The sequence below is a fragment of the Massilia aurea genome (assembly GCF_024753205.1).
Classification (GTDB): domain Bacteria; phylum Pseudomonadota; class Gammaproteobacteria; order Burkholderiales; family Burkholderiaceae_D; genus Telluria; species Telluria aurea.
This window is the reverse complement of record NZ_JANUGZ010000005.1, coordinates 325079-349782: the sequence shown is the minus strand read 5'-3', so window position 1 is coordinate 349782 and position 24704 is coordinate 325079. Positions and strand designations below refer to the sequence as shown.

The following is a 24704-nucleotide window of genomic DNA, read 5'->3' as shown; positions in this document are numbered from 1 at the left end:
TGAAACGGTTAACGTAATGCGAGGCGCATGTTTCGGGTGCCGTCCTCGCGGTCGATCGTCACGTCGAAGCCCAGTTTTTTCACCATTGCGACGATGCGCGAATTCTGCGGCAGCGCTTCGCCGACGATCTCGCCGGTGCCGCGCGCGCGGCAATACCGGATCAGCTTTTCCATCATGATGCGCCCCAGCCCCATGCCTTTGAGGTCCGAGCGCACGGTAACGGCAAATTCAGCGCTCGTGTTGTCGGGGTCGGCCACGACACGGGCGACCGCCAGCGTCTCGAACACCCCGTCCGCGTTCTTGCGGGTGGCGATGAAGGCCATCTCGCGGTCATAGTCGATCTGCGTGAAGCGCGCCAGCTGCGACGGCTGCAGCTCGCGGATGCGCACGAACATCCGGTAGCGCACGTCGTCGGGCGTGAGCGCGTCGAAGAACGCCAGGTGCGCCGGCCCGTCCTCCGGACGGATCGGACGCAGCAGCAGCGGCGCGCCCTGCCACTCGATGGTCTCTTCCAGCTCGCGCGGATAGGGCCGGATCGCCAGCCGGTCGAGCGTGCTGCCCGAACGGTCGGCCAGCGCCAGCCGCATGCGTGCGTCGAGCACGATCGCGCCGCGGCTGTCGACCACGAGCGGGTTGATGTCCAGCTCGACGATTTCCGGAATATCGGAGATCAGGCGCGACACCTGGATCAACACCGCCAGCACGGCGTCGAGATTGGCGGCCGGCCGGTTGCGATAGCCGGCCAGCAGCCGCGCCACGCGCGTGCGGTCGACCAGGTCGCGCGCCAGCACCAGGTTCAGGGGCGGCAGGCCGACCGAATAATCATCGAGCACCTCGACCGCCACACCACCCTGGCCAAACACCAGCACCGGTCCGAACACCGGGTCGAGCGCGGCTCCCACGATCAGTTCGTGGCCGTGCGTGCGGCGGCACATCGCCTGCACCGAAAAGCCGTCGAAGCGCGCCTGCGGGAACAGCTCGCCCAGCCGCGCGCGCATGCGCAGCGCAGCAGCGCGCACGGCGTCTTCCGAATCGAGGTCGAGCGTCACGCCGCCGACATCGGACTTGTGCATCACGTCGGGCGTGAGAATCTTGACGGCGACCGGGAACCCGATCGCGCGCGCCGCCGCCACGGCCGCATCGGCGTCCACGGCGGCGCGCGTCTCGACCAGCGCCAGGCCGTACGCGCGCAGGATCGCCTTGGTCTCGGGATCCGACAGCAAGAGGCGCTTGGCGGCGATCGCCTCGCGTACCAGCGCGCGCGCGGCGCTGCGATCGGGCGCCATGTGGCCCGCCATCGATGGCGGCACTTCCATCAGCAGGTTCTGGTTGCGCCGGTAGTTCACCAGTTGCAGGAAGCCGTTGACGCCGTCTTCGGGCGTGCGGTACGTGGGCATGCGCGCCTCGGCCGCAATCGCGCGCGCAGCCACGACCGAGGCGCCGCCCAGCCAGCACGACAGGATGGGGCGCGAGGCGGCGCGCGCCAGCGGTGCAATCGCATTGGCCACGTCGCGGCTGTCGACGGTCGCAGTCGGCGAATGCACGATCAGCACCGCGTCGACCTGCGGGTCGGCCAGCAGCACGTCGAGCGCCGCGGCGTAGCGCTCGGGAGGCGCGCCGCCCAGCAGGTTGACCGGGCTGGCACGCACCGGATTGCCGGGCTGCGCATTGTTCCAGCCAGCCGGCAGCGCGGCATCGAGCCGCATGACCGATTCGGGCGACAGCGTCGCCGCCACGCCACCGCCATAACGCAGCGCGTCGCGCGCCAGCACGCCCGGCCCGAGGCCGTTGCTGACGATGGCCAGGCGCTCACCATGCAGCACGCGGGCATAGGCCAGCGTCTCGACGGCCGCGAACAGCTGCTCGGTGGTGTGCACGCGCAGCATGCCGGCGCGCCGGATTGCGGCGTCGAACACGTCGTCTTCGGTCGCCAGCGCGCCGCTCTCGCTGGCCGCAGGCCGGGCGCCGTCGGTATCGCTGCGCGACTTGAGCACGATTACCGGCTTGCTGCGCGCGGCGGCGCGCGCCGCTGACATGAATTTACGCGCGTAGCGCAGCTGGTCGACATACAGCAGAATGGCGCCGGCATTGCCATCGCTGGCCATGTGATCAAGCACGTCGCCCAGGTCGACGTCGGCCGAGTCGCCCAGCGAGATGAAGTGCGAAAAGCCGATCCCGCGCGTGCGCGCCCAATCGAGTACGCCCGTCATCAATGACCCGGACTGCGAGACAAAGGCAATCCGTCCCGGCAGTGCGCCGCTGTGGGCCACGCTGGCGTTCAGGCCCAGGCCCGGCACCAAGAGGCCCGCGCTGTTCGCGCCGAGAAGACGCAGCAGATAAGGGTGCGCCGCGTCGAGCGTGGCCTGGCGCAGGCTGCGCCCGCGGGCATCGCGCCCGCGCGCCAGGCCGCTGGTAAGCACCACGGCGGCGCGCGTGCCGCGTTCTCCCAGCTGGCGCACCAGCTGCGGCACGGTGGGGGCCGGCGTGCAGATGACGGCCAGGTCGGGCGCCTCGGGCAAGTCGGCCACGCTGGCGTAACACGGCAAGTCGCCCAGCTGCGTGTATTTGGGATTGACGGCAAACAGCTTGCCCTTAAAGCCGCCGCCCTGCAGATTGGCCAGCAGCGTCGCGCCCATGCTGCCCGGGCGCGCCGAGGCGCCGATCAGCGCCACCGATTTCGGCGCGAACAGGTGCTGCAGGTTACGGACGCTCATGAAAGCACCGGGGAAGTGCGCGGCATGGCCGGGCGGTTCAGGTGGCAGGCGGCATGCGACATGGATGGGACCTTTGCGTCAGTGGCGTCAAGTAACACCAGCATACCGCCACGGCGCACTGCAGCGCGCACAAAATCCGCGCCGCGGCTAGCGGAAGGCGAACACGCCGCCGATGCGCCGCTCGGGCAGCGCCCGCAGTTCGGCCGAACAAGCAAGCAATTCGCGCATCAGGCCATCGGCCAGGCCCTGCGTATGACATGCCACGACCTCGGCATCGAAGGCGACGTCGGCCATGCAGCTGCGCATGTGCTGCGCTTCAGCCAGCTCGCACAGCGCGATGGCCGCCAGCATGTCGTCGGATGCCGGCGGCAGCACTGCGTAGAAACGCAGGCGAAACTGGCGATCCAGCAGCATGCTGCCGTTCAGGAAGCGGTCAACACCGACGTCGAACAGGACGTGCGCGATGACTTCAGCCGCCCTGCCGGCTACTTCTTCCTGATTCTTCCTGCGCCGCAGAGCGAGCAGTCGCTCGATCAACACCATGCCTGCCCTTGTCATTGAATTGTCATTGAATCAACCCTGCATGCTATCAGCCGGGCACCTTGCCCCGCAAGGTTTCCGGCCGTCATCATGACAGCAGTGTTGCGCGGACGCCATGCTAGAATTACCGCGTGAATTCAACTGTCCATGTCTGCCTGCGCCACGCGCTCGTGTGGCTGCTGCTGCTGGCGATTCCCTTCCAGGGCATCGCTTCGGCAGGCATGCTGGCGTGCACCCATGCGGCCATGCAGCACGGCGGCGTTATCGCCATGGCTGCCTCGCACCACATGGATGCCGGGGCGGATCACTGCCACGATGCCGGCCCGCAGCTTGCCAAAGCCACCGACCATGCGCCGACAGACCACGACCAGGAGCGCTGCAGCGCCTGCGCCGCCTGTTGCATCGGCGCCGCCATGGCCGGCGCACCAACGATTCCCGCCGCGCCGCAGACTTTGTCGACCCGGCTGATCGAGGCAGCCACCGGCCGCCCCGAGGCCGTCGATCTCGCGTTACCCGAACGACCTCCCCGCTTCCCGCTCGCCTGAATCAGCACACCACCGCGCCACGCTGGCGCGGCATCATTGCATTTCACCGAACGAGGAACCATGTCCACCTTTACCCGACCACAGCTGCTGCTGGCCTGCGTGCTGGCCGGCGTTCTGACGCCTGCCGTAGCGCAGAGCGGCCACCGGACCACGCCGGCCGCCAACGCCACCGCCCCGGACGCCGCCGTACCGGAAATCCGCTATCAGCCGGCGTACATGCCACCGGCACGCGCCGCCGCGACGACCACGCCCGATCGCGCGTGGCAGGAACACAACCGCATCGTGGCAGCCCAGCCCGGCCACGATGCGCATGCCGGGCAAGGCAAGCCGGCGCCCGATCCGCACGCGCACCACCACACCCCTGCCCCTGCACAGCCAGACCACAAGGAGCACCACTGATGGCAAGTCCAATTTCTTGGCATGCGACGCTGGCCCCGAGCCTGGCCGTTAGCCTGGGCCTGCTGCTTGCCGGCTGCGCCAGCGTCGCGCCCGAGCGCGCCTTCGAAGCCAGCGCCACTGCCGCGCAGGCGCGCACGGGCGTGGATGCGCGCCTGCTGCGCAGCGATGCCGACCGCCAGGCCTTGCAGGCGGAGATCGACACGCTGCTGCAGGCGCCGCTGACGCAGGACGCCGCCGTGCGCATCGCCGCGCTGAACCACCCGGGCCTGCAGGCCACCTACTGGGAAGCCGGCATTGCCCAGGCCGACGTGGCCCAGGCCGCTCGCCTGCGCAATCCGGGCTTCGGGTTCTCACGCATGGACGGCGGCGGCAACCGGGAAACCGAACGCTCGGTCTCGATCGACCTGGCGGGCCTGCTCACGATGCCGCTGCGCCAGCGCATGGCCGCGCGGCGCCTTGACAAAACGACACTGCGCGTGGCGGCTGCCATCGAGCATCACGTCAACGCTACCCGGCGCGCCTGGATCGAGGCCGTGGCGGCGCGCCAGGCGGTAGCCTATGCGCGCCAGGTGGCAGACGCCGCCGACGCATCGAGCTCACTGATGGCGCGCATGACCCAGACCGGCAATGCCAGTGCGCTGGACCTGGCGCGCGAGTCCGCCTTCCACGCCGAAGCCGGTGCCGGCGTACTGCGCGCCGACCGCCTGGCCAACGCCGCGCGTGAACACCTGACGCGCCAGCTTGGCCTGTGGGGCGCGCAGGCGCTCTACGCACTGCCCGAGCGCTTGCCCGACCTACCGGCGGCGCCCGCCGAACTGGCCGGCATCGAACGCACGGCACTGAGCCAGCGCCTGGACGTACAGGCCGCGCGCGCCGCTGCAGCCGGCACCGCCGCCGATCTGGGCCTCACGCGCACCACGCGCTTCGTCAATGTGCTCGACCTGGGCTATGCCGACAAGCGCGAGACAGGCGAACCGAAAAGTGATGGCTACGAGATTGGCCTGGAGCTGCCACTGTTCGACTGGGGCGGCGCCCGCGTGGCGCGCGCCGAAGCGGTGTACATGCAGTCGCTCGGCCAGGTCGCGGCCGTCGCGGTCAATGCCCGCAGCGAAGCGCGCGCGGGCTACCTCGGCTACCGCGCCAGCTACGACGTGGCGCGCCACTACCGCGACCAGGTGATCCCGCTGCGCAAGCAGATCGCGGACGAGACGCTGCTGCGCTACAACGGCATGCTGGCCAGCCCGTTCGAGCTGCTGGCCGACGCGCGCGAACAGGCTGCCGCGGTCCACGCCACCATCGAAGCGCTGAAGGATTTCTGGCTGGCCCAGGTCGACCTGGAAACCGCCATCGGCACGCGCCTGCCGGCGCCATCGATCACTAATATGAAGGACACACCACAATGACCAACCGCAGATCGTTCCTGACCGGCGCCGGCGCCGGCATCACGGCACTGGGCGCCTCGCTCGTGAGCCGTGCCGGCGCGGCGTCGCTGCCGGAAGCCACGACCCATACGTCGAGCGCCACCGCCGCGCCGCTGGCCCCGACGGGCGGACGCCCGTACAACCCCGTCGTCACGCTCAACGGCTGGACGCTGCCATGGCGCATGAAGGACGGCGTCAAGGAATTCCACCTGGTGGCGGAACCGGTCGTGCGCGAATTCGCGCCCGGCATGCAGGTCAATCTGTGGGGCTACAACGGCCAGAGCCCGGGCCCCACCATCGAAGTGGTCGAGGGCGACCGCGTGCGCATCTTTGTCACCAACAAGCTGCCCGAACACACGAGCGTGCACTGGCACGGCCAGTTGCTGCCGTGCGGGATGGATGGCGTGACGGGCCTGACCCAGCCCGGCATCCAGCCCGGCAAGACCTTCGTCTATGAATTCGTCGCGCGCCATGCGGGCACCTTCATGTACCACCCGCACGCCGACGAGATGCAGCAGATGGCGATGGGGATGATGGGTTTCTGGGTCACGCACCCGAAGAACCCGCGCCAGCACGCCGTCGACCGCGATTACGTGATGCTGCTTTCCTCGTACGACATCGAACCGGGCAGCTATACGCCGCGCACCAACACGATGCTCGACTTTAATCTGTGGACCATCAACAGCCGCGTGTTCCCGGGCCTGGATCCGATGGTCGCGCGCCTGGGCGACAAGGTGCGTATCCGCGTCGGCAACCTGACGATGACGAACCACCCGATCCATCTGCACGGGCACCGCTTCGAGGTCGCTGGCACCGATGGCGGCTGGGTGCCGAAATCGGCGCGCTGGCCCGAGGTGACGACCGACGTCGCCGTCGGCCAGATGCGCGCCATCGAGTTCGTGGCCGATGCACCGGGCGACTGGGCCTTCCACTGCCACAAATCGCACCACACGATGAATGCGATGGGCCACGACGTGCCCACGCTGATCGGCGTCGACCATCGCGGCGTGGCGGAGAAGATCAACAAGCTGGTGCCGGGCTATATGGTCATGGGCGACAAGGGCGGCTCGATGGGCGACATGAAGATGCCGCTGCCGGCCAACACGCTGCCGATGATGAGCGGCGACGGCCCGTTCGGCAACCTGGAGATGGGCGGCATGTTCACGGTGCTGAAAGTGCGCGAAGGCCTCAAACGCGGCGACTACAGCGACCCTGGCTGGTACCGGCATCCAGCCGGTACGGTCGCGCGCGAATGGACCGGTGACGGGGCCGAGGCGCTACCGCCAGCGCCACGCGCGCCGGATGCCCGCCCTGCACCGGCGCCCGCCGACCAGGCCATGGATGCGCGCAAACCCGGCGCGAACGACATGACGGGGCACGAGCACCACTAGGGGGCTGCCGGTGTCTCTGGCACCTCGGGTACCTTACGTAGCAGCGCGATCAGCTGCTGTGGTGCGACCGGCTTCGTGAAGTGCTCGTCGAAGCCGGCCGCCAGCGAGGCGGCCCGGTCTTCCTTTCTGCCGCGCCCCGTCACGGCCACCAGGTACGGGCGCGGCGCATCCTGGGCCAGCATGCCCGCCAGTTCCAGGCCATCCAGGTGCGGCATGCCCAGGTCGAGCACCGCGATCCGGGCCGGCCGTTCGCGGTGCAGGCGCAGCGCTTCTGCGCCATCGTGGGCCACCATCACGGTCGCGCCTTCGGAGCGCAGCAGCCAGGCCAGCGATTCCGCTGCGTCCACATTGTCGTCGGCGACCAGGATATGCTTGCCCAGCGCCGCGCCATCAGGCACGGGGAGCACCTCGCCCGGCGCCATGGCCGGCTCCTCGCACAGGCGCAGGCGCACGAGGAAGGTCGCGCCGCGGCCCGGCCCGTCGCTGTCAGCGCGGATGCTGCCGCCATGCAGTTCGACAAAGCCCTTGGCCAGCGACAGCCCGATCCCCAGGCCGCCCTGCGCTAGGTGACTGGCGCTGCCGGCCTGCACGAATGGATCGAACACGCGTTCGAGCATGTCGGGCGCCAGCCCTACGCCGCTATCGGCCACCCACGCCACGGCCTGATTGTCTTCGCGCCGCAAGCCCAGTTCGAGACCGCCGCCGGGCGGCGTGTACTTGGCCGCATTCGTGATCAGGTTGGCGAACACCTGCGTCAGGCGCAGCGGATCGGCGTCGACCCACAGCGGTTCGTCAGCCACCCGCAGCGCCACCTGATGGCGCCCGGCCTCGATCAGCGGCATGCTCGTCTGCAGCGTTTCGCGCAGCAAGCGGCCTAGGTCCACGCGCACGCGGCGCAGTTCGATCTTGCCGCGGCTGATGCGCGACACGTCCAGCAGGTCGTCCAGTAGACGCGCCATCTGGTCGGTCTGGCGCGCCACCATGGCCGCGATCCATTCGATGCGTTCCGGCGCCAGCGCCTTGCTGCGTAATAGTGAGGCCGCATTCGCGATCGGCGCGAGCGGATTGCGCAGCTCGTGCGCCAGCGTCGCGATATAGACGTCCTTGCGCCCGTCGGCCTCGCGCAGGCTGTGCATCGCCGCTTCGCGCTCGGACACGTCCAGCACCAGCGAGAACACGGTCTGGATCTCGCCTGCCTCGTCGACCAGCACCGAGTTGTACCATTCGCAGCACAGCGCGCGCCCGTCGCGGGTGCGGTTGCGGTTGGCCGACTTGGCGTAGCGCGTGCCGGAGTCGATCAGGCGCGCGATCATCGTGTCGACCTGGTTGGCATCGCCCTCGTGAATTATGCCCATGCCGTCGATCCGCTGGCCGATGGCCTCACCTGCGGACCAGCCGAACAACTCTTCGGCGCGGCGGTTCCACAACGTGATGACCAGGTCGCGGTCCCACTCGATCACGGCCAGCGGCGTGTTCTCGATCAGGTAGCGGGTCTGGTCGAGCGCCCGTGCCAGCGCTGCACTGGCCTCGGTGCGCTCGGTGATGTCGTCGATGACGATCACGGCGGCGGCCAGTTCGGCGGCGCTCTCGCGCAGCGGTGCGCCGCTGACCGCGAACACGCGGCGCGCGCCGCCCTGCACGCTCTCGATCATGGCATCGTCAAAGGCCCGGCCACTGATCGCACGTGCGACCGGTTCGCAGATCAGGTCCAGCATGCCCTTGACGCCGTCGGCTCCGAAGTGGCGCGCCATTTGCGTGGCCTGGTCGTTCGCCATCACGCAGCGGCCCCGAGCATCGACGATCAGCACGCCGTCGGGCAACTGGCGCAACACGGTGCCGAGCAGGCTTTGCCACTGCGCATGGGCGCGCGTTTCGATCATTTCCTCGAACGTTGCATGCAGGCGCGCGTGCAGCGCGATATTGTCGATCGCCAGCGCGCCCAGCACGAACAGCGACGTCGATAGTCCGTACAGGCGCCCGGCATAGAACCCGAGGTCGTAGAGACCCGTATTGAACACGCAGGACAGACCCACTTCGAACACCCAGGCCGCCATCGCGACGGTCAGCCAGACATCGAGCACGGTGCGCGGGCGCTTTTGCACCGTGGCGTACAGCACGTAGACCGACAGCGCCAGTATCGCGACCGAGATGCCATGGTAGAGCGGCAAGGTGCGCGTGCCGTCGATCAGCCTGGGCAGATACGGCGCGCCGGTCGTGCCCACCAGCACCAGCAGCGAAACGAACAGCGCGGTCAGCAGCGCGCCGATGCGCATGAAGTGTGGCGGCAGCGGCGCCCCGGCCAGGCGTCCGCGCGCGCTGCGCGAATAGCCGAGCACGAACAGCGGATACAGCGCGTGCCAGGCCGCGTGCAGCCAGGCGGCGGTCTGCGGGTTACCGCCGAGCACGCCCTCGTCGCCAAGCAGCCCGTGGAACGTGAGCATATGGGCGCCGGCAATCAGCGCCGTGAACAGGTAGCCAAGCGCAAGGATGCCCAGGGCGAGCGAGCGCCGCGTGTGGACATGGCCGAGCAGCAGGATGCCGGTGACGAAGTTGCTGGCAATCAGCGTCGACAGATAGATTGGCAGGAATTCCGGCGCGTGCGGCAAGGGCACGCCGGCTGCCGGCACCAGAACCGCAAACAGCAGCCCCAGCGCCGCCAGCACCATGACCGCCCGGCGCAGCTGGGCTCTACCGGGCGGATGCTTGACCAGGTCGATCGGTTCTGCGAGCACACCATCTCTCATGAGGATTCCGCTGACGAGGTCGGTCGGGGATGCCAGTGTTCGGTATTGTTCTTTCTACAAAATATAGCCTAAATGAATATTGTTTGGGGGTGTATTTATCCGCTTATCGTCCAGGAAACACATTGGGCCGTGTGACCGGTCTGCTTCAGGCGCCGGCCGTCACCGGATAGCCAGCGCTGTCGATGGCCGCCGCCAGCGGGGCCACCTCAAGCGCGCTGTCGATGCGGACCTTGCCGCTGGCCAGATCGATGTTCACCGTGGCGGCCGGGTCGACGGCGTGGACAGCGGCCGTCACGCGGCCAACGCAGTGCTTGCAGGTCATGTCGGCAACAGTCAATTCATACATGGGAAGTTCTCCTTTGGTTGGGGGTGCAGGAATGGGGTCGGACTCGGGTGCAGGCGCCCCGGTGACAGGGGTGGCAGGGGTGGCAGGGGTGGCAGGGGTGGCAGGGGTGGCAGGGGTGGCATTCGGCGCGGCGCGCCAGCGGCGCAGCAGCAAGGCGTTGGCCACGACGCTGACCGAGCTGAGCGCCATCGCGGCGCCGGCCAGCACCGGATTGAGCAGGCCGAAGGCGGCCAGTGGCACGCCGATCAGGTTATACACGAAGGCCCAGCCGAGGTTCTGGCGAATCTTGCGCCAGGTACGCTGCGAAACGTCGAGCGCGTCGGCCACCAGCATCGGATCGCCCCGCATCAGCGTGATGCCGGCGCTGTGCATCGCGACATCAGTCCCGGTCGCCATCGCCATGCCGACGTCGGCGGCGGCCAGCGCCGGTGCGTCGTTGATGCCGTCGCCGATCATGGCGACCGTGTGGCCAGCCTGGCGCAGTGCCGCGATGACGTCGGCCTTGTCGGCCGGCAGCACCTCGGCATGGACGCGCGTGATACCGAGTTCGCGCGCCACGCCCTGCGCGGCGCCGGCGCTGTCGCCGGTCAGCAGCACCGGCGTGATGCCGCGCGCCACCAGCCTTGCGACGGCGTCCTGCGCGCCGGGTTTGAGCCGGTCGCCGAACGCGAGCAGGCCAAGCACGGTGACGGCGTCGCCGCGCCGCTCGGCCAGCCAGGAGACGGTGCGCCCGGCCGCTTCATGCGCCTCTGCCCCACCCGCCACGACGTCGAGGTCGTTCATCAGGCGCCGGTTGCCAAGCAGGATGGTGGCGCCGTCGACATCGGCTTGCACGCCACGGCCCGGCAGAGCGCGCCCGTCGGTCGCGTCCGGCACGGGCAGCGCGCGCCGCGCCGCTTCGTCCAGCACGGCGCGCGCCAGCGGATGGGCGCTGGTTTGCTGGACCGCGGCGGCCAGCGTGAGCAGGCGCGTCGCGTCTAGCCCTTCCAGCGCCAGCAATTGCGGACGGCCCTCGGTCAGGGTGCCGGTCTTGTCGAACACGACGACGTCAACGGCGTGCGCTGTTTCCAGTGCCTCGGCGTCCTTGATCAGAATGCCGTAACGCGCAGCCACGCCGGTGCCGACCATGATCGCGGTCGGCGTGGCCAGGCCCAGCGCGCACGGACAGGCAATCACCATCACGGCGACCGCGTTGAGCAGCGCGCCCTGCCAGTCACCCGTGCCCACGCCCCAGGCCAGCAGCGTGACGAGCGCAATGGCGAGCACCACCGGCACGAACACGGCGCTGACGCGGTCGACCAGGCGCTGGATCGGCGCCTTGGCGGCCTGCGCGTCTTCGACCATGCGGATGATCTGCGCAAGCGTCGTGGCGCTGCCGACAGCGCTGGCGCGCACCAGCAGTAGGCCGTCCGCATTGACCGCGCCGCCCACGACCGCGTCAAGCGGGCCCTTGGCCTGCGGCAGGCTCTCGCCGGTCAGCAGCGATTCGTCAACGTGGCTCAGGCCCTCGAGCACGACGCCATCGGCCGGCACCCGTTCGCCGGGCTTGACCACCATGACGTCACCCACGCGCAGCGCTGCCAACGGCACACGGACATCGGCGCCGTCGCGGCGCACGAGGGCGTCGGCGGGTTGCAGGCGTTCCAGCGCGCCCAGTGCCTCGATCGTCTGACGCCGGGCGCGGCCTTCCAGCCACTTACCCAGCAGCACCAGGGTGATGACGACGGCCGACGACTCAAAATACAGGTGGGATACAGCATGCCCGCTCTGCGTCAGCAGCAGGTACAGCGACAGGCCGTAGGCGGCGCTCGTACCGATGGCAACGAGCAAGTCCATATTGCCAGCGCCGGCGCGCAGCGCGCTCCAGCCAGCGCGGTAGAAACGCGCGCCGAGCCAGAATTGCACGGGCGTAGCCAGCAGCCACTGCACCCAGCCTGGCAGCATCGCGTCGATGCCAAACGGCGCCAGGAACATGGGCAACACCAGCGGGATGGACAAGAGCGCGCCGACAGCGACCGGCCACCAGGTGGCGGCGCCGGTCTTGACGGGCACGGTCGGCGCGTCAGTCGTCTCGATGCGGGCCGCGTAACCGGCCGCTTCGACGGCGGCCATCAGTGCTGCCGGTGGCGCAGCGCCGTCAATCCGGGCCTTTTCGGTGGCCAGGTTGACACTGGCGCCCGTGACGCCAGGGACGTGTGCCAGGGCTTTTTCGACGCGCGCCACGCAGGAGGCGCAGGTCATGCCATCGATTACCAGTGTGACCGGCGGCTGTGCGGGAGAGAGTGTGTTGGCATCCATCCGACAAGGATAAACCTTCCCACTACGGGAAGGTCAACACCTTGGTAAAGTGTGCCTGACCTTAGCTGCCGAACTCAGCTGCCAAAGTTGAACAGCACGCCCACCGCAAGTTCGACCCACAGCGCGGCAAACACCAGCGCCAGTGCGCCGATGACGGCGACGCGCTGCCACAGGAGCAGGCGCGCGACGCGGCGGCCCGTGCGCAGGCACGTCCAGCCGGCGCTGGCCAGCAGCACCGCAGCCACCGCGAAATCGAAGCCGGTCCACTGGACACCATGCGCGAACTGCATCCCTGCCAGCGGCACCAGCAGGATCATCGCAGTTGCCAGCGCGACGCGCACGGCATCGATACCCATCGACGCGCGCAGTGCGACGTCGTTCGAAGGGGCGTTTCCGCCGCCTGCCATCGTCATGAAATACTCCGGTGAGTCACCGGCCAATCGTGCCGGAGCCGCCAGTGTAATCTTATTGTCGTGCCGACAACAGAAATAAGTCCAACAATCGCCTTCTGACGAAACATTCTGTTACATTCGTGTCACACCAGACTTTATATACTGATCTAAAGTTTCTCTGGACCAGTCATCATGCGCGCCCTGCCGCCAGCTCTATTCCTGTCATGTCTGTTTGCCTCGGGCGCTGCGACCGCACACGTGCCACTGCGCGGCGCCCCGCCCGGCCTCGCCGTTACAACTGCGCAGTCGCCACTGCTGGTGTCGCTGCGCGATGCCGAACGGCACCTTGCCGAGGCCGTCGCCACACGCGATGTCGATGCCCTGCGCGACCTGATTGCCACCGACTACTATCACGTCGAAACCAATGGCCGCGTGCGCACGCGCAGCGAATTCATGCAGGTGCTGGCGCGCGACGAATACGAGTTTCGCTCGTACAGCAATGTGAGCATGGAAATCCAGTTGCTCGACAGCGGCCACACGGCCATCGTCCGCGGTCGCATGCAGGCCGATCTGCAGCCAGTCGGCGTGCCGCGCGAGTTTCGCGGACGCTATGTCCGCGTCTGGCAGCTGCAGACCGACGGCTGGCGCAACACGATGATGCAGAGTACCGAGATCCGGCCAGCACGCTGATAACTACCTTCGCGCTCGCCCTGCGCGGCAGCCAATTGCAGATGCTGGTATTCTGGACAAGTCAGGGCGCACGCTGAACACGTTTCGGCGGGTGCCCCGGGGTGTGCGTTGCCCATCCCACGTTGACCAGCACATGCACGACGCCGGGCCGTGACGAACATGGCCCTGGTGCCTCGCTTCATACCGGAACAGTGTTCCCAACCATCTGAACGGAGAATGATCATGCCATACACATTGCCACCACTGCCTTACGCTTACGATGCCCTCGAGCCGCATTTCGATTCGCGCACGATGGAAATCCACCACACGAAGCACCATCAGGCTTACATCACCAACGTCAACAACGCGCTGGGCGAAGCCGGCGTCGCCGAGATGCCGGTCGAGCAGCTGATCGCCGATATCGGCAGCCTGCCGCAAGCCGTCCAGGGCGCCGTGCGCAACAATGGCGGCGGTCACGCCAACCATTCGCTGTTCTGGACCGTGCTGACGCCCGAAGGCGGCCAGCCAACCGGCAAGGTCGCACAGGCGATCGAAGACGACCTGGGCGGCTACGAGAAGTTCAAGGATGCCTTCACCAAGGCGGCGCAGACCCGCTTTGGTAGCGGCTGGGCCTGGCTGACCGTCGGCAAGGACGGCAAGCTGCTGGTCGAAAGCAGCGCCAACCAGGACAGCCCGTTGATGGGCCAGTTCGCCGGCATGTCGGGCGGCACGCCGATCCTGGGCCTGGACGTCTGGGAACACGCGTACTACCTGCAATACCAGAACAAGCGCCCTGACTACATCGCGGCCTTCTTCAACATCATCAACTGGGCGGAAGTCGAACGCCGCTACGAAGAAGCGCTGGCCAAATAAGCCGGTGCCCGGGCCTGCCATGCAGGCCTTGCTTTCCACGCGAGGCCGGCCATGACGCCGGCCTCGCGCCGTTTACGCCGACTAAAGGACACCCATGAAACTGCTGCTGGTTGGATCGAGCGGGCTGGTTGGCAGCCACGTGCTGGAGATGGCGCTGGCCGACCCGAAGGTGACATCGGTGGTGGCGCCCACGCGGCGCCCGCTGCCGGCGCACCCGAAACTGCAGGCGCCCATCGTCGACTTCGACGCCTTGCCGCCGGACGCGGCGTGGTGGCAGGCCGACGCTGTCATCTGCACGCTGGGCACGACGATGCGCAGCGCCGGCTCGCAAGCTGCTTTCCGGCGCGTGGACCATGATTACCCGCTGGCCGTGGCCAGGCTCGCGCGCCAGCACGGCACGCCGTGCCATGTGCTGAACTCGGCCATCGGCGCCGATCCGGACGCACGTTTTTTCTATAACCGCGTCAAGGGCGAACTCGAACGCGACCTGGCAGGGCTGGGATTTGCGTCGCTGACCCATGTGCGCCCGGGCCTGATTGGCGGAGAGCGCCAGGAACAACGCCTAGGCGAACGCGTGTCTGGCGTCATACTGGGGCTGCTCGGGCCCGTGCTGCCGCGCCGCTGGCGCATCAACCCTGCCCCGCGCATTGCGCACGCCCTGGTCGACGCCGCGCTGCAATCGCGCCCGGGCGTGCACATCGTCCCCTCCGAGCAACTGGTCTGAGCAAACTACAACTTCACATTCAGCGAAATATAGGCGGCCCGGCCATTACCCGATGAGAACATCGGCTGCGCCTGGCTTGCCGGCCAGAAGAAGTTGTCGTACCACGCGTATTCGTAATTGCGGTCCGCGATGTTCTTGACCTGGACATCGATGCTGGTGCGCGGAGAGATCGCGTAGCGCACATTGGCGTCGAACAGCACGAAGCCGCCGAACTTGCCCTGCTCGTTCGGATTGTCGATGTAGTAGCTGCCCTGCGAACGGCCCTGCAAGCCGAAGCGCCAGCTGTCCGAATGCTTGTAATCGAGGCTCACGTTGGTGATGTGGCGCGGCGTCGAGAACACCTCTTTGCCGGCCAGCGAGACGCCATTCGCGCCCGTGGCCTTGAGCACTTCCGCTTTTTGCAGCGAGTGCGACAGCGACAGTTCGAGCTTGTCGGTGACCTTGCCCGACAGCTGGAAGTCGAGACCTTCGCGGCGCGTCTCGCCCAGCCCGACCGTGGTGCCGGTGGCCGGCATGTTCGCCACTTCGCCGGTGGCATCCTGGCGCCAGATGGCCAGGCGCAGGTCGCTGCGTGTGGTGGGCTTGAGCTTGACGCCGACTTCCTTGCCGGTATTGACCGACGCATCGAACGGCGCCTGGCCCGGCACCAGGTAGGCCGGCCCCACGGAACCGGTCAGGATCTGGAACGTGCGGCCCCAGTTGCCATACACACTGATGTCCGCCGCCGGACTCCAGACCATGCTGAACTTGGGCTGCTTGATCCAGCCGTAATCCTGCAATCCTGCGCTCGCCCCGCCCGCCAGCGGCTGGTTGCCCGTGAAGCGGTCGACCCGGTAGCCCGGTACGAGCTGGATCGTGTCGGTCGCCTTGATCACCGCCTGGACATAAGCGCCGACATTGTTGAACTTGTAGCGGTCGTCGTTCTGGGTGCGGGCCGGCGTCGTGAAGTCCGTCGGGATGGCGAAGTTGTAGCGCAGGCGGCGGTAGCCGTTGTCCTGCCGCTCGGTGTTGACGCCGCCATCGACCGTGACGCGCTCGTTCGCCCGCCACGTCAGGGTGCTCATGAAACCGATCTGTTCTTCATCCCACAAACGGCGCTGGCGCGGTGCATTGCCTTCGGGATTGCTGGTGAAGGTGACGCGGCGGTCATCCTTGTACTCGTTGTAGTACAGCTTGTTGCTGAGGAACGCGTTCGGCGTGATATGCCAGTCCAGATGCGCGCTGGCATGGTGCATGTCGCGGTCGGTCTTGTCATTGGCGTTCTTGCGCGGCGACTGGCGGCGGTCGGCAGCGAGCTCGGCCGCGGTCAGAAAGCCCGGCTCGCCCGACGTGTGCTGGTAAGTGCGCACAACCAGGCCAGCCGTGACCGCCTTGTCGTTCGACGTAACAAACCACTTGCCGCCGACCGTGTATTTGTTGGAGTCGCCATTCGCGCGGTAGCTGTCAGTCAATTGCCTGGCCACAAAATAGTTTTGCGCAAAGCCATCGGCTTCGCGGCCATATGCCGCCTGCACTTCGCGCGTGTTGAAGCTGCCGTAGGTGAACCGGCTGTCAAAGTAATTGCCGCCCTGGCGCGTGCCGATATTCAGGTTGCCGCCGATATTGTGCAGGCCATAGCGCGGGTCGTTCGTGCCGCGCACCACTTCGATGTAGTCGACTTCGAGCGGGAAGATCATGTCGATGAAGCGCTGGTTGCCGCTGTTGACATTGCTCGGGATGCCGTCGATCAGCACCTTGATGCCATTGATATAGCCTTCGCCGTTAAAGGCGCGAAAACTCGCCTTGCCCGATTCGGCGCCCATCCGCGTTTCGGTCAGCTGCACACCGGGCAACTGGCCGACGAGCTCCCAGCTATTGGTCACGTTCTTGTCTTCGATCTTGTCCGCGCCCAGCACGTCGACCGATGTCAGGACGCGGCTCGAGCGCAAGGCGCCGGCATCGCGCTGGGCGCTAACGCGCACCTCGCCCATGACGATTGCGGGATCGGCAGCGTGGGCCAACGTGGAACCGAGGGTTGCCAGAGCAAGTGCATGGGCAACAGGAAGGAGCTTGAATGTCATCAGAAAGACCTTGTCGTGGACAGCGCAAGCGGCAATGCTTGCTGAGTCAATAATGATAAACCATTATCAGTAGGGATGGCAATATGCACGGTGGGGCCAAGTCGGACCACACACGCGCTGCCGTTGGGTACGACAAAGCAGAAGGCGAAAAAAAGCCGCAGCGCGAATGACGCCAGGCCTGGCATCATCCGCGCTGCGGCGGTTGCTTCACACGACGATCAGCGGTTCGGCGCCACGCGCCACACCGTATTGGCCAGGTCGTCGGCAATGATCAGCGCGCCGCGCGGATCGACCGTCACACCCACCGGACGGCCGCGTGTCTTGCCGTTGGCATCGCGGAAGCCGGTGGCGAAGTCGATTGCCGCGCCGGCTGGCCGGCCATTCGCGAACGGCACGAAGATCACCTTGTAGCCCACTGGATTGTCGCGGTTCCAGCTGCCATGTTCGCCAACAAACGCGCCATTGGCAAATTTTGCGCCCATGGTCGGCAGGGAGAAGTGCAGACCCAGCGCCGCGACGTGCGAGCCAAGGCCATAGTCCGGCTTGATGGCAGCCGCCACCTTTTTCGGGTTCGGCGGCATTACGCGCGGATCGACATTCTGGCCCCAGTAGCTGTACGGCCAGCCATAGAAGCCGCCCTCTTTCACCGAGGTCAGGTAATCCGGCACCAGATCCGGACCCAGTTCGTCGCGCTCGTTCACGACCGACCACAGCTGGCCCGTTTCCGGGTTCATCGCCAGCGCCGTCGGGTTACGCAGGCCCGTGGCGTACGGCTTGTGGGCGCCCGTCGTCACGTCGATCTGCCACACCATTGCGCGGTCGACTTCGGCTTCCATACCGCGCTCGGTGATGTTGCTGTTCGAACCGATACCGACGTAGACATAGCGGCCATCGGGGCTGATGGTCATCGCTTTTGTCCAGTGGTGGTTGATCTCGGCGGGCAGCTGCGTGAGCGTGACCGGCGCTGCGGCAGCCTTGGTCTGACCCGGCTGGTAATCAAAGGTGACGACCGCATCCTGGTTCGCCACGTACAGCTTGTTGTTGGCAAACGCCAGGCCGTACGGCGCATTCAGGTTCTCGGCGAACACGGTCTTGAGCTCGTACTGGCCATCACCGTCCGCATCGCGCAGCAGCGTCAGGCGATTGCCGCCCTTGACCTTGGTATTTCCCTGCGCCTTGATGTAGCCGGCAATGACGTCTTTCGGCTTGAGCTTGGCCGCGCTGCCGCCACGCCCTTCCGCCACCAGGATATCGCCGTTCGGCAGCACCAGCATCTGGCGCGGGATCTTCAGGTCGGTCGCGATGGCCGTGATGCTGTAGCCCTCTGGCACGGTTGGCTTCTGATCGCCCCATGCTGTCGGCTCGGCAATCTTCATGCTCGGAAACAGGCCGCGCTCGGGCGCCGGCAGTTTCGGATCCGGGCCGCTGGCCAGGTTGGTATTGGCTTCGTTACTGCAGGCGCTGGCCAGCAGGGTCATGCTGAACAGGGCAAGTGCGCTCGAGCGATTCATTTCAGTCCTCCCGAACGTGGGTTAAGGCCTAAGACAGCGGTAATGCAAATCAGGATAAAGACGATGGCCGATAGCAACAGACCGGTCGGCATGAGCGCCCAGGCATCCTTGGCATGCTGGAAAGCGTTGACCAGGCCAATCACGAAGGTCAGCAGCAGCAGCACGAAGTAGTTCAACGGCCGACCGGCCATTGGCCTGGCGCGCAGCAGATTGACCAGCGCGAACACGAGCGCCAGTCCGGCAAACAGCAAGGCACCGGCGTTCAGCCACGAAGCGAAATTGCTCCACTGGATCTGGTAGGTGTTGTAGTAGGTGTAATCGCTGAGCAATGCGCCGAGGAACAGCGACACACTGCCGGCAAGCAAGATCGTGTGGAGCACGCCTGGCGCGCGGACATAGCCTGCGCTGGCCGTGGTGACAGTAGACATGGGGTTGACCTTATTGGTAATTTTGATAACGCAGACTATAGCGGCTATGCCAACTGACTGTCGCCTCGTTGAGCACGCCGCGCATCGCGCGTCGTCGTCATGCCAATCGCCCCGTCCGTACATCGATGGTGAAGACGGTATTCGCCCGTAGCACCGGGCTTCAATAAAGCGCTCAATGAAGCCTTCAATGAGGCCGTTGCGCCGCCAGTGCGATCCGGTACAGGGCGCATGCGCCGTCGGGCGCCGGCCGGTGGTCGATCTCGACCGTCAGCAACGGCCGGCGGGAAGCGCCCGAGCCAGCCAGGGTCTCGGGCTGCATCTGCGCCTCCCCGGCAGCGCAGACATAGCGCAGTGGGCGCGCCACCGGCCAGTGGGTACAAGATTCCAGCCGGGCGTTGCGCGTGAATACCTGGAACACCAGCGGCAGCACGACGACACACTGTGCTGCCGCCGCCTGCGCGGCATCACACCACAGTTCGGCGCCATCGGGCGTATGGCGCAGCAGCAAGCCGTCGCGCAGCATCAGCGCCGTCGTCTCGAGGCTGGGGATGAAGCGCAGGTCGATGGCCCTGCCCACCAGATGCGGGTGGCTGATCACGATGGCCAGCATGGGCTGGTACCTGGCCATCGGTTTATGGCGTCCGCAGGAGAAGGCAACGGGGCAGGTGCTCCTGCAGCGCTGCCATGCAGCGCGCGGCCATCTGCTCCTGGTCGCCGATGGCGTTGTCGCTCTCCAGGTCGCTGTCATGGGCACGGTCGAACTGCGCATACCACAGCACTGCCCCGCCTGTCCCCTGCCGCAGGATCAGGGAGACCCGCAGTAGCAGGGCATCCTGGCGCACGGCACCCTCGAGCAGATAGAGGGCGCGGGGCCGCTCGGCCGACGGCGTCGCGCGGTCCGCGCTTGCCAGACTGAGCGAGTGGAGTTCACGGTACAGCCGGAATCCCAGTTCGTCGTTCAGGCCTGCAGTAAAGTGCGCGGCCTGCGCGTCGCCGCACAGGCAGATGAGTGGGCTGAACAGCAACAGCGGCGCGGCGACCAGGCTTGCGGGGCCTGCCGGCTGGCTGTCGGCGAGTACGATGCGCGCGTGGTAGCGGCCTTGCGGCACCGTGATGCGCAAGGGATCGGCGGCCCCCTCGTCCGCGTAATACGCCGTCAGGCGCAGGCGCAGGCGCCCGGCCTGGACCCGGACGATGGGATCGTCTGCGGGGAGATACGCTGCCGGATCGCGGCCGAACACGGCAACGCCGATTTCGTGTTCCGGCGGCGAGGCAGCCGTCTCGTCGCACACCAGCACGCGCTCGACCAGATAGCTGAGCAGCGCCGTGCAACGGCGTGCTTTGACAAATCGTTTGCTCGTCACCACACGTTGCAAGGCCTCGCGGACGACGTCATCGGAGCATGGCCGTGGCGCATTGGCGACGGCCGGCGTTCCGGTGATGAGTGACAATGCGGGGGGGTTCATCGTGCTCTCCTCTGGCGCGCGTCGTACGCACTGTGCCGACGCATCCTATGGCAACCCCGGCGTCGGTGCCTTCCGGTTACCTTCCCGCGCCTGCACATACCGCAAGTCCCTGATTCGACTGAGTAAGTTGGCGGCCCTACCCCGCCCGCTCCCGCGCCTGCAGCCAGCGGAGCGGCGCCCATCCAGATAACCACCATTAGTGCAACCGAAAGATTGTCAGGTTTACAAAACCGTCTTTCACGTGAGATATTTACAGCCTCAAGTCGGCAGGCCGGTCCCGCCTGCCCCGACCGACCGGGATGCGCTTCATCCACCCCCAGGGAGTGATCTTGAACCACGCATCATCACCGGAATTACGTGCGCTGCGCGAGGGCGACCCGATGATCAAGGGTGGCCGGTTCCTGCTTGGCGACTGGACGATCGACGTGGCGGCGCACCGGATCGCGCGCGGCGACGACGTGATCGCACTGGAGCCGCGGCCGATGGCCGTGCTGGCCGAGCTGTGCCGCCGTAGCGGCGAGGTCGTGACGGCCGATACCCTGCTCGATGCCTGCTGGCCTGGCCAGGTGCAGGGCGACAACCAGGTGCACAAGGTGATTGCCGGCCTGCGCCGGGCGCTGCAGGACGCGGCCTCCAACCCCCGCTACATCGAAACCATCCGCAAGCAGGGCTACCGGATGATTGCCCCGATCCGCGTATTGTCCGATGGCGGACCGCGCAGCCTGAGCGGCGCCTGGCGCGGCGCGTCGCCGTTTCGGGGACTGGAACCGTTCGGCACGGAACATGCGGCCGTGTATTTCGGCCGTGATGAGGCCATCAAGCAACTGCATCAGCGGCTTGGCGAGCAGCAGGCGCGGGGCCATGCGCTGGTGGTGCTGCTGGGTCCCAGCGGCTCCGGCAAGACGTCGCTGGTACGGGCCGGCCTCATTCCCGCCATGCTGGCCGCGCCCGCGCCGGGCGATGCGCGCGTGCGGGCTTGCACCGCGACGGTGCTGGATCTGGGCGCGCTCGACGAGACCGGCCCCTGGCACGCGCTGGCCGGCGCCCTGCTCGATTGGGAGATCGACAATGTCGCGCTGTTGTCGGGCCACAGCATTGCCTCGCTGGCGACGCTGCTGCGCGCCGAGCCGGACGACGTGCTCCGGCTGCTGCGGATCGGTTTGCAGGCGCGGCGCGCCAGCACCCAGGGCGCGCCGCTGCTGGTACTGGACCGCCTGGAAGGCCTGTTCGGTCCGGCCATCGCAGCGGGCCTGCAGGATTTTGTCGACTGTATCGGGCGGCTGGTACGCAGCAGCCTGGTACTGGTGCTGGCCGTGTGCCGCAACGATGTCTATCCCAGCCTGTCGTCCCACCGCCTGTTCATGCACGACAAGGAGCACGGCGCGCACATGGACCTGGCCCCGCCTGACGCCCAGGCGATCATGCAGATGATCCGCCTGCCCGCACGCGCGGCCAACCTGGTCTATGGCAGCGATGCGAGCAGCCTGAACCGGCTTGACGACCGCCTGTGCGCCGATGCGATGCAGGCCGGCGACGCCCTGCCGCTGCTGCAGTACACGCTGCAGGCGCTGTACCTGGCGCGTGCGCCGGGCGACGAGCTGACCTGGACCGCATACGATGCATTGGGCGGCCTGGAAGGCGCCATCGGCAGCCGGGCTGAGGCGATCCTGGCGGCCTTGCCGGTCGCCCAGCAGGCGGCGCTGACGCGCCTGCTGCCGCGCCTGGTGACGCTGTCGGCCGACGGCGCCTCGCCCAGCAGCCGCTCGGTCACCGCCGCTAGCCTGGCCGACGTGCACGAGCGGGCATTGGTCGATGCGCTGATCGAAGCGCGCCTGCTGGTGGCCGACCGCCTCGGCGGCGGGGAAATCGGCTTTCGCGTCGCGCACGAAGCCTTGCTGCGCCGGTGGCCACGGGTCACTGCCTGGATTGCGCAGCACCGTGCAACGCTGACCGCCCGCGCCGAGCTGGGGCCGTGGGTGCGCCGCTGGCTGGACAGTGACCGCGCCAGGACATGCCTGTTGCCGCGGGTGCCGTTGCTGTGGCAATCACGGGATGCGGTGCGCGCCGCGCCACAACTGTTCGGGCGCGACGAGCACGACTTCGTGACGCGCTCGCAGGCGCGTCTCACGGCGCTGGCGCGCTGGCGCGTGGGCGCGCTGGTCGGCGCACTGGCGCTGGCGTTGACCGCCGGCCTGGCGGCCGTGCACAACGCACAGCTGGCCGACACCGTGAGCGCACGCGAGCACCAGAGCCGGCGCCTGGCCACCTTCATGCTGGGCGAGCTTGCCGACCAGCTGCGGCCGATCGGCAAGCTCGATCTGCTGGGCAGCATCGGGGAACAAGGCTTGCAGGTGCTCAACCCGCAGGATGTCCGGGACGAGCTGCCGGCCGACACCCTGCAGCGCGCCAAGGCGCTGGTGGTGATCGGCGAAGTCAATAGCAGCCGGGGAACGCAGCAGCTCGCGCTGGCCGGCACGGCGCTGGCGCGCGCCTACGCACTGCTTGCGGCCATGGGACCGGCGCCGGGCCTCGATCCTGGCGAGTATTACAAGACGCTGGGCGCCAGCGCGTTCTGGCTGGGCCAGATCGCCTATGACGCCGGCCGCCTGGACGACGCCACTACGCAGATGAACCGCTATCGCACGGCCAGCCAGGCCTGGCTGGCCGCTGCGCCGGCGCATCCCCAGGCCAGGGCCGAGCTCGGGTATGCGCTTGGCAGCCTGAGTTCGATTGCGATGCGGCGCGGCCGCTGGGCTGACGCGCAGCGCGGCTTCGAGGCCTCGCTCGCGCTCAAGCTGGCGGTGCTGGCCGACCATCCGGATGATGTCGACGCCCAGGACGCGGTTGCCAGCGCGCGCGCATGGCTGGGCCAGCTGGCGCATCTGAAAGGCGACAGCCGGCGTGCGCTGGCGCTGTACGACACCGCGCTCGGCGTGCAGCGGCAACTGCAACAGGCACGCCCCGGCGAAGCGGTGCGGCTGCGCGATCTGGGCGTCATCGAGAGCCGGCGCGCCGAGGCACTGCAGGCGCTGGGCCGGCCCCTTGACGCCATCGCGGCCAGGCAGGCAGCAGCGCACTGGATGCGCAAGGCGCTGGTCGCTGGCGCCAGCAACGCCTTCTGGCAGGCCGAGAGCCTGCTGGCCGACAGCGCCCTGCTGCTGGCGCAGTCGGACGCCGGCATGCCCGTCACTGCCGAGATGGCCGCATTGCAGCGCCGCCTGGCGGGTCACGACCAGGCCGGCCAGTCCATGCGCGAGTGGCGCCAGGGCGCGGTGCAGGCGCGCCTCGTGCTCGCCGCGCAAGCGCTGCGAGCACGCGACCCCGCCAAAGGGCACGCCGCGGCCAGCGCCGCGGCGCAGGACATCCGCGGCCTGATGGCGCAATACCCGTATCTGTGGCAGGGCCGGGAGCTGCAGGCACGGGCCGCCATGCTGCTGTTGCAGGCCGACGCCGGCGCGGTAACCCATTCCCATCCGGCCGCGCAGTGCAAGGCGGCGCGCAGCGCCTTGCAGCCGGCCATCGACACTGGCCAGGCGGGATTCGTGCGCGAAGCCTGGCTGGTGGCACGTGCATGTGCAGGGGAAGGCGCCATCACCGGCGCCGATGTGCAAACGCTGACGCAAGGCGGCTACCGGCCGCAATCGCCAGCATTTCTTAACGCAGTTTCAACCAGGATCGCACCATGACAACAGCAGCGCCGGTCTCCATTGCCGCATCCGTGCCAGGCAGTGCCCCCATCTTCTTCGTGGTGCCCGTCATTCCCGACGACGGCAGCGTGGAAAACGTGTTCTATTACGCGCAGGCTGGCAGCGAGCAATACTGGGAAAAGATCTCGCCCAAGGACCTCGACGCCAGGCGTGGCGGGGGCGACGCCAATGGCGTCATGCTGTTTCAGCCTGATATCGAGGCCATTCTGCAGCACACGCACCTGACGGGCGACCGGCTCGACCGCAGTGTCACCCTGTACGCGGGCGTGGCGCGCACCCTGTCGGTGAGCGCCGATCCCCTGCCGAGCGCCTGCCTGTTCGACGCCAACCGGTTCATGGTCATTCCGGTGGTTCCCCACACCACGCGCGGCGTGATCCTCGTGTTCAGCAAGCAGTCGACCGGCAAATCGCCCACGCCCGTGTTCGAACTGATTGCCACCACGGATCCCGAAATCAAGAACGGCGTGGGCAAATAG

The 24704-nt window shown here is 67.4% G+C and carries 19 protein-coding genes; 9 read left to right on the top strand and 10 right to left on the bottom strand.

Features of this window, described 5'->3' with window-relative positions; translation table 11 throughout:
- Positions 1 to 8: 8 nt before the first annotated feature.
- Both NX775_RS20925 and NX775_RS20920 read right to left on the bottom strand, forming a co-directional pair.
- Entirely contained in the window at positions 9 to 2714 is a 2706-nt protein-coding gene (locus tag NX775_RS20925) for a bifunctional acetate--CoA ligase family protein/GNAT family N-acetyltransferase (protein ID WP_258837719.1), read from the bottom strand.
- A gap of 147 nt (positions 2715 to 2861) precedes the next feature.
- Complete coding sequence (locus NX775_RS20920) at positions 2862 to 3272, bottom strand: hypothetical protein (RefSeq protein ID WP_258837718.1); 411 nt, start codon at positions 3270 to 3272, stop codon at positions 2862 to 2864.
- A 113-nt stretch (positions 3273 to 3385) separates the two neighbouring features.
- Here NX775_RS20920 and NX775_RS20915 point away from each other — a divergent pair, with 113 nt between their 5' ends.
- The 4 genes from NX775_RS20915 to NX775_RS20900 are packed head-to-tail and all read left to right on the top strand — an operon-like array spanning position 3386 to position 7010.
- Positions 3386 to 3799, top strand: coding sequence for a hypothetical protein (locus tag NX775_RS20915; protein ID WP_258837717.1), 414 nt, complete (start codon positions 3386 to 3388; stop codon positions 3797 to 3799).
- Between the two features lie 60 nt (positions 3800 to 3859).
- Positions 3860 to 4198 carry a hypothetical protein gene (locus NX775_RS20910; protein ID WP_258837716.1) on the top strand — a complete coding sequence of 113 codons (339 nt, stop codon included), beginning with the start codon at positions 3860 to 3862 and terminating at the stop codon, positions 4196 to 4198.
- Positions 4198 to 5601, top strand: a complete 1404-nt coding sequence (locus NX775_RS20905; RefSeq protein WP_258837715.1) for a TolC family protein — start codon at positions 4198 to 4200, stop codon at positions 5599 to 5601. Before NX775_RS20910 ends, NX775_RS20905 begins: the two co-directional genes overlap by 1 nt.
- Positions 5598 to 7010, top strand: coding sequence for a multicopper oxidase family protein (locus NX775_RS20900; protein ID WP_258837714.1), 1413 nt, complete (start codon positions 5598 to 5600; stop codon positions 7008 to 7010). Before NX775_RS20905 ends, NX775_RS20900 begins: the two co-directional genes overlap by 4 nt.
- Here NX775_RS20900 and NX775_RS20895 read toward each other — a convergent pair.
- The 3 genes from NX775_RS20895 to NX775_RS20885 all read right to left on the bottom strand — a co-directional run bounded on the left by NX775_RS20895 (position 7007) and on the right by NX775_RS20885 (position 12811).
- On the bottom strand, positions 7007 to 9742 hold the full coding sequence (locus NX775_RS20895; RefSeq protein ID WP_258837713.1) for a PAS domain S-box protein: 2736 nt from the start codon (positions 9740 to 9742) through the stop codon (positions 7007 to 7009). The genes NX775_RS20900 and NX775_RS20895 overlap by 4 nt on opposite strands.
- A 157-nt stretch (positions 9743 to 9899) precedes the next feature.
- Positions 9900 to 12341 carry a heavy metal translocating P-type ATPase gene (locus NX775_RS20890; RefSeq protein WP_370660607.1) on the bottom strand — a complete coding sequence of 814 codons (2442 nt, stop codon included), beginning with the start codon at positions 12339 to 12341 and terminating at the stop codon, positions 9900 to 9902.
- Positions 12342 to 12472: 131 nt separating this feature from the next.
- Positions 12473 to 12811, bottom strand: coding sequence for a hypothetical protein (locus tag NX775_RS20885; protein WP_258837711.1), 339 nt, complete (start codon positions 12809 to 12811; stop codon positions 12473 to 12475).
- 171 nt (positions 12812 to 12982) lie between these two features.
- Between NX775_RS20885 and NX775_RS20880 the strand changes: the two genes are divergently transcribed.
- From NX775_RS20880 to NX775_RS20870, 3 genes are all read left to right on the top strand, one after another.
- A complete protein-coding gene (locus tag NX775_RS20880; RefSeq protein ID WP_258837710.1) occupies positions 12983 to 13480 on the top strand; it encodes a nuclear transport factor 2 family protein in 498 nt (165 codons plus the stop codon).
- Between the two features lie 222 nt (positions 13481 to 13702).
- Positions 13703 to 14332: a superoxide dismutase gene (locus NX775_RS20875; RefSeq protein WP_258837709.1), complete on the top strand. Its 630-nt coding sequence runs from the start codon at positions 13703 to 13705 to the stop codon at positions 14330 to 14332.
- A 94-nt stretch (positions 14333 to 14426) separates the two neighbouring features.
- Entirely contained in the window at positions 14427 to 15056 is a 630-nt protein-coding gene (locus NX775_RS20870) for a Rossmann-fold NAD(P)-binding domain-containing protein (protein WP_258837708.1), read from the top strand.
- Positions 15057 to 15061: 5 nt separating this feature from the next.
- On the opposite strand, the gene NX775_RS20865 is transcribed toward NX775_RS20870, so the two are convergent.
- The 5 genes from NX775_RS20865 to NX775_RS20845 form a co-directional block, all read right to left on the bottom strand.
- Positions 15062 to 17116, bottom strand: a complete 2055-nt coding sequence (locus NX775_RS20865; protein WP_258837707.1) for a TonB-dependent receptor — start codon at positions 17114 to 17116, stop codon at positions 15062 to 15064.
- A gap of 218 nt (positions 17117 to 17334) precedes the next feature.
- On the bottom strand, positions 17335 to 18594 hold the full coding sequence (locus NX775_RS20860; protein WP_370660611.1) for a PQQ-dependent sugar dehydrogenase: 1260 nt from the start codon (positions 18592 to 18594) through the stop codon (positions 17335 to 17337).
- 29 nt (positions 18595 to 18623) lie between these two features.
- On the bottom strand, positions 18624 to 19055 hold the full coding sequence (locus tag NX775_RS20855) for a DUF2231 domain-containing protein (protein WP_258837705.1): 432 nt from the start codon (positions 19053 to 19055) through the stop codon (positions 18624 to 18626).
- 184 nt (positions 19056 to 19239) lie between these two features.
- Positions 19240 to 19665 (bottom strand): hypothetical protein, encoded by a 426-nt coding sequence (locus NX775_RS20850; RefSeq protein ID WP_258837704.1) that lies wholly within the window; start codon positions 19663 to 19665, stop codon positions 19240 to 19242.
- A gap of 22 nt (positions 19666 to 19687) precedes the next feature.
- Positions 19688 to 20419: a hypothetical protein gene (locus tag NX775_RS20845; protein WP_258837703.1), complete on the bottom strand. Its 732-nt coding sequence runs from the start codon at positions 20417 to 20419 to the stop codon at positions 19688 to 19690.
- Positions 20420 to 20850: 431 nt separating this feature from the next.
- Here NX775_RS20845 and NX775_RS20840 point away from each other — a divergent pair, with 431 nt between their 5' ends.
- Both NX775_RS20840 and NX775_RS20835 read left to right on the top strand, forming a co-directional pair.
- A complete protein-coding gene (locus tag NX775_RS20840; RefSeq protein ID WP_258837702.1) occupies positions 20851 to 24207 on the top strand; it encodes an nSTAND1 domain-containing NTPase in 3357 nt (1118 codons plus the stop codon).
- The gene (locus NX775_RS20835; RefSeq protein ID WP_258837701.1) at positions 24204 to 24704 is read left to right on the top strand and encodes a hypothetical protein; all 501 of its coding nucleotides are present in this window, start codon (positions 24204 to 24206) and stop codon (positions 24702 to 24704) included. The genes NX775_RS20840 and NX775_RS20835 overlap by 4 nt, the downstream gene beginning before the upstream one ends.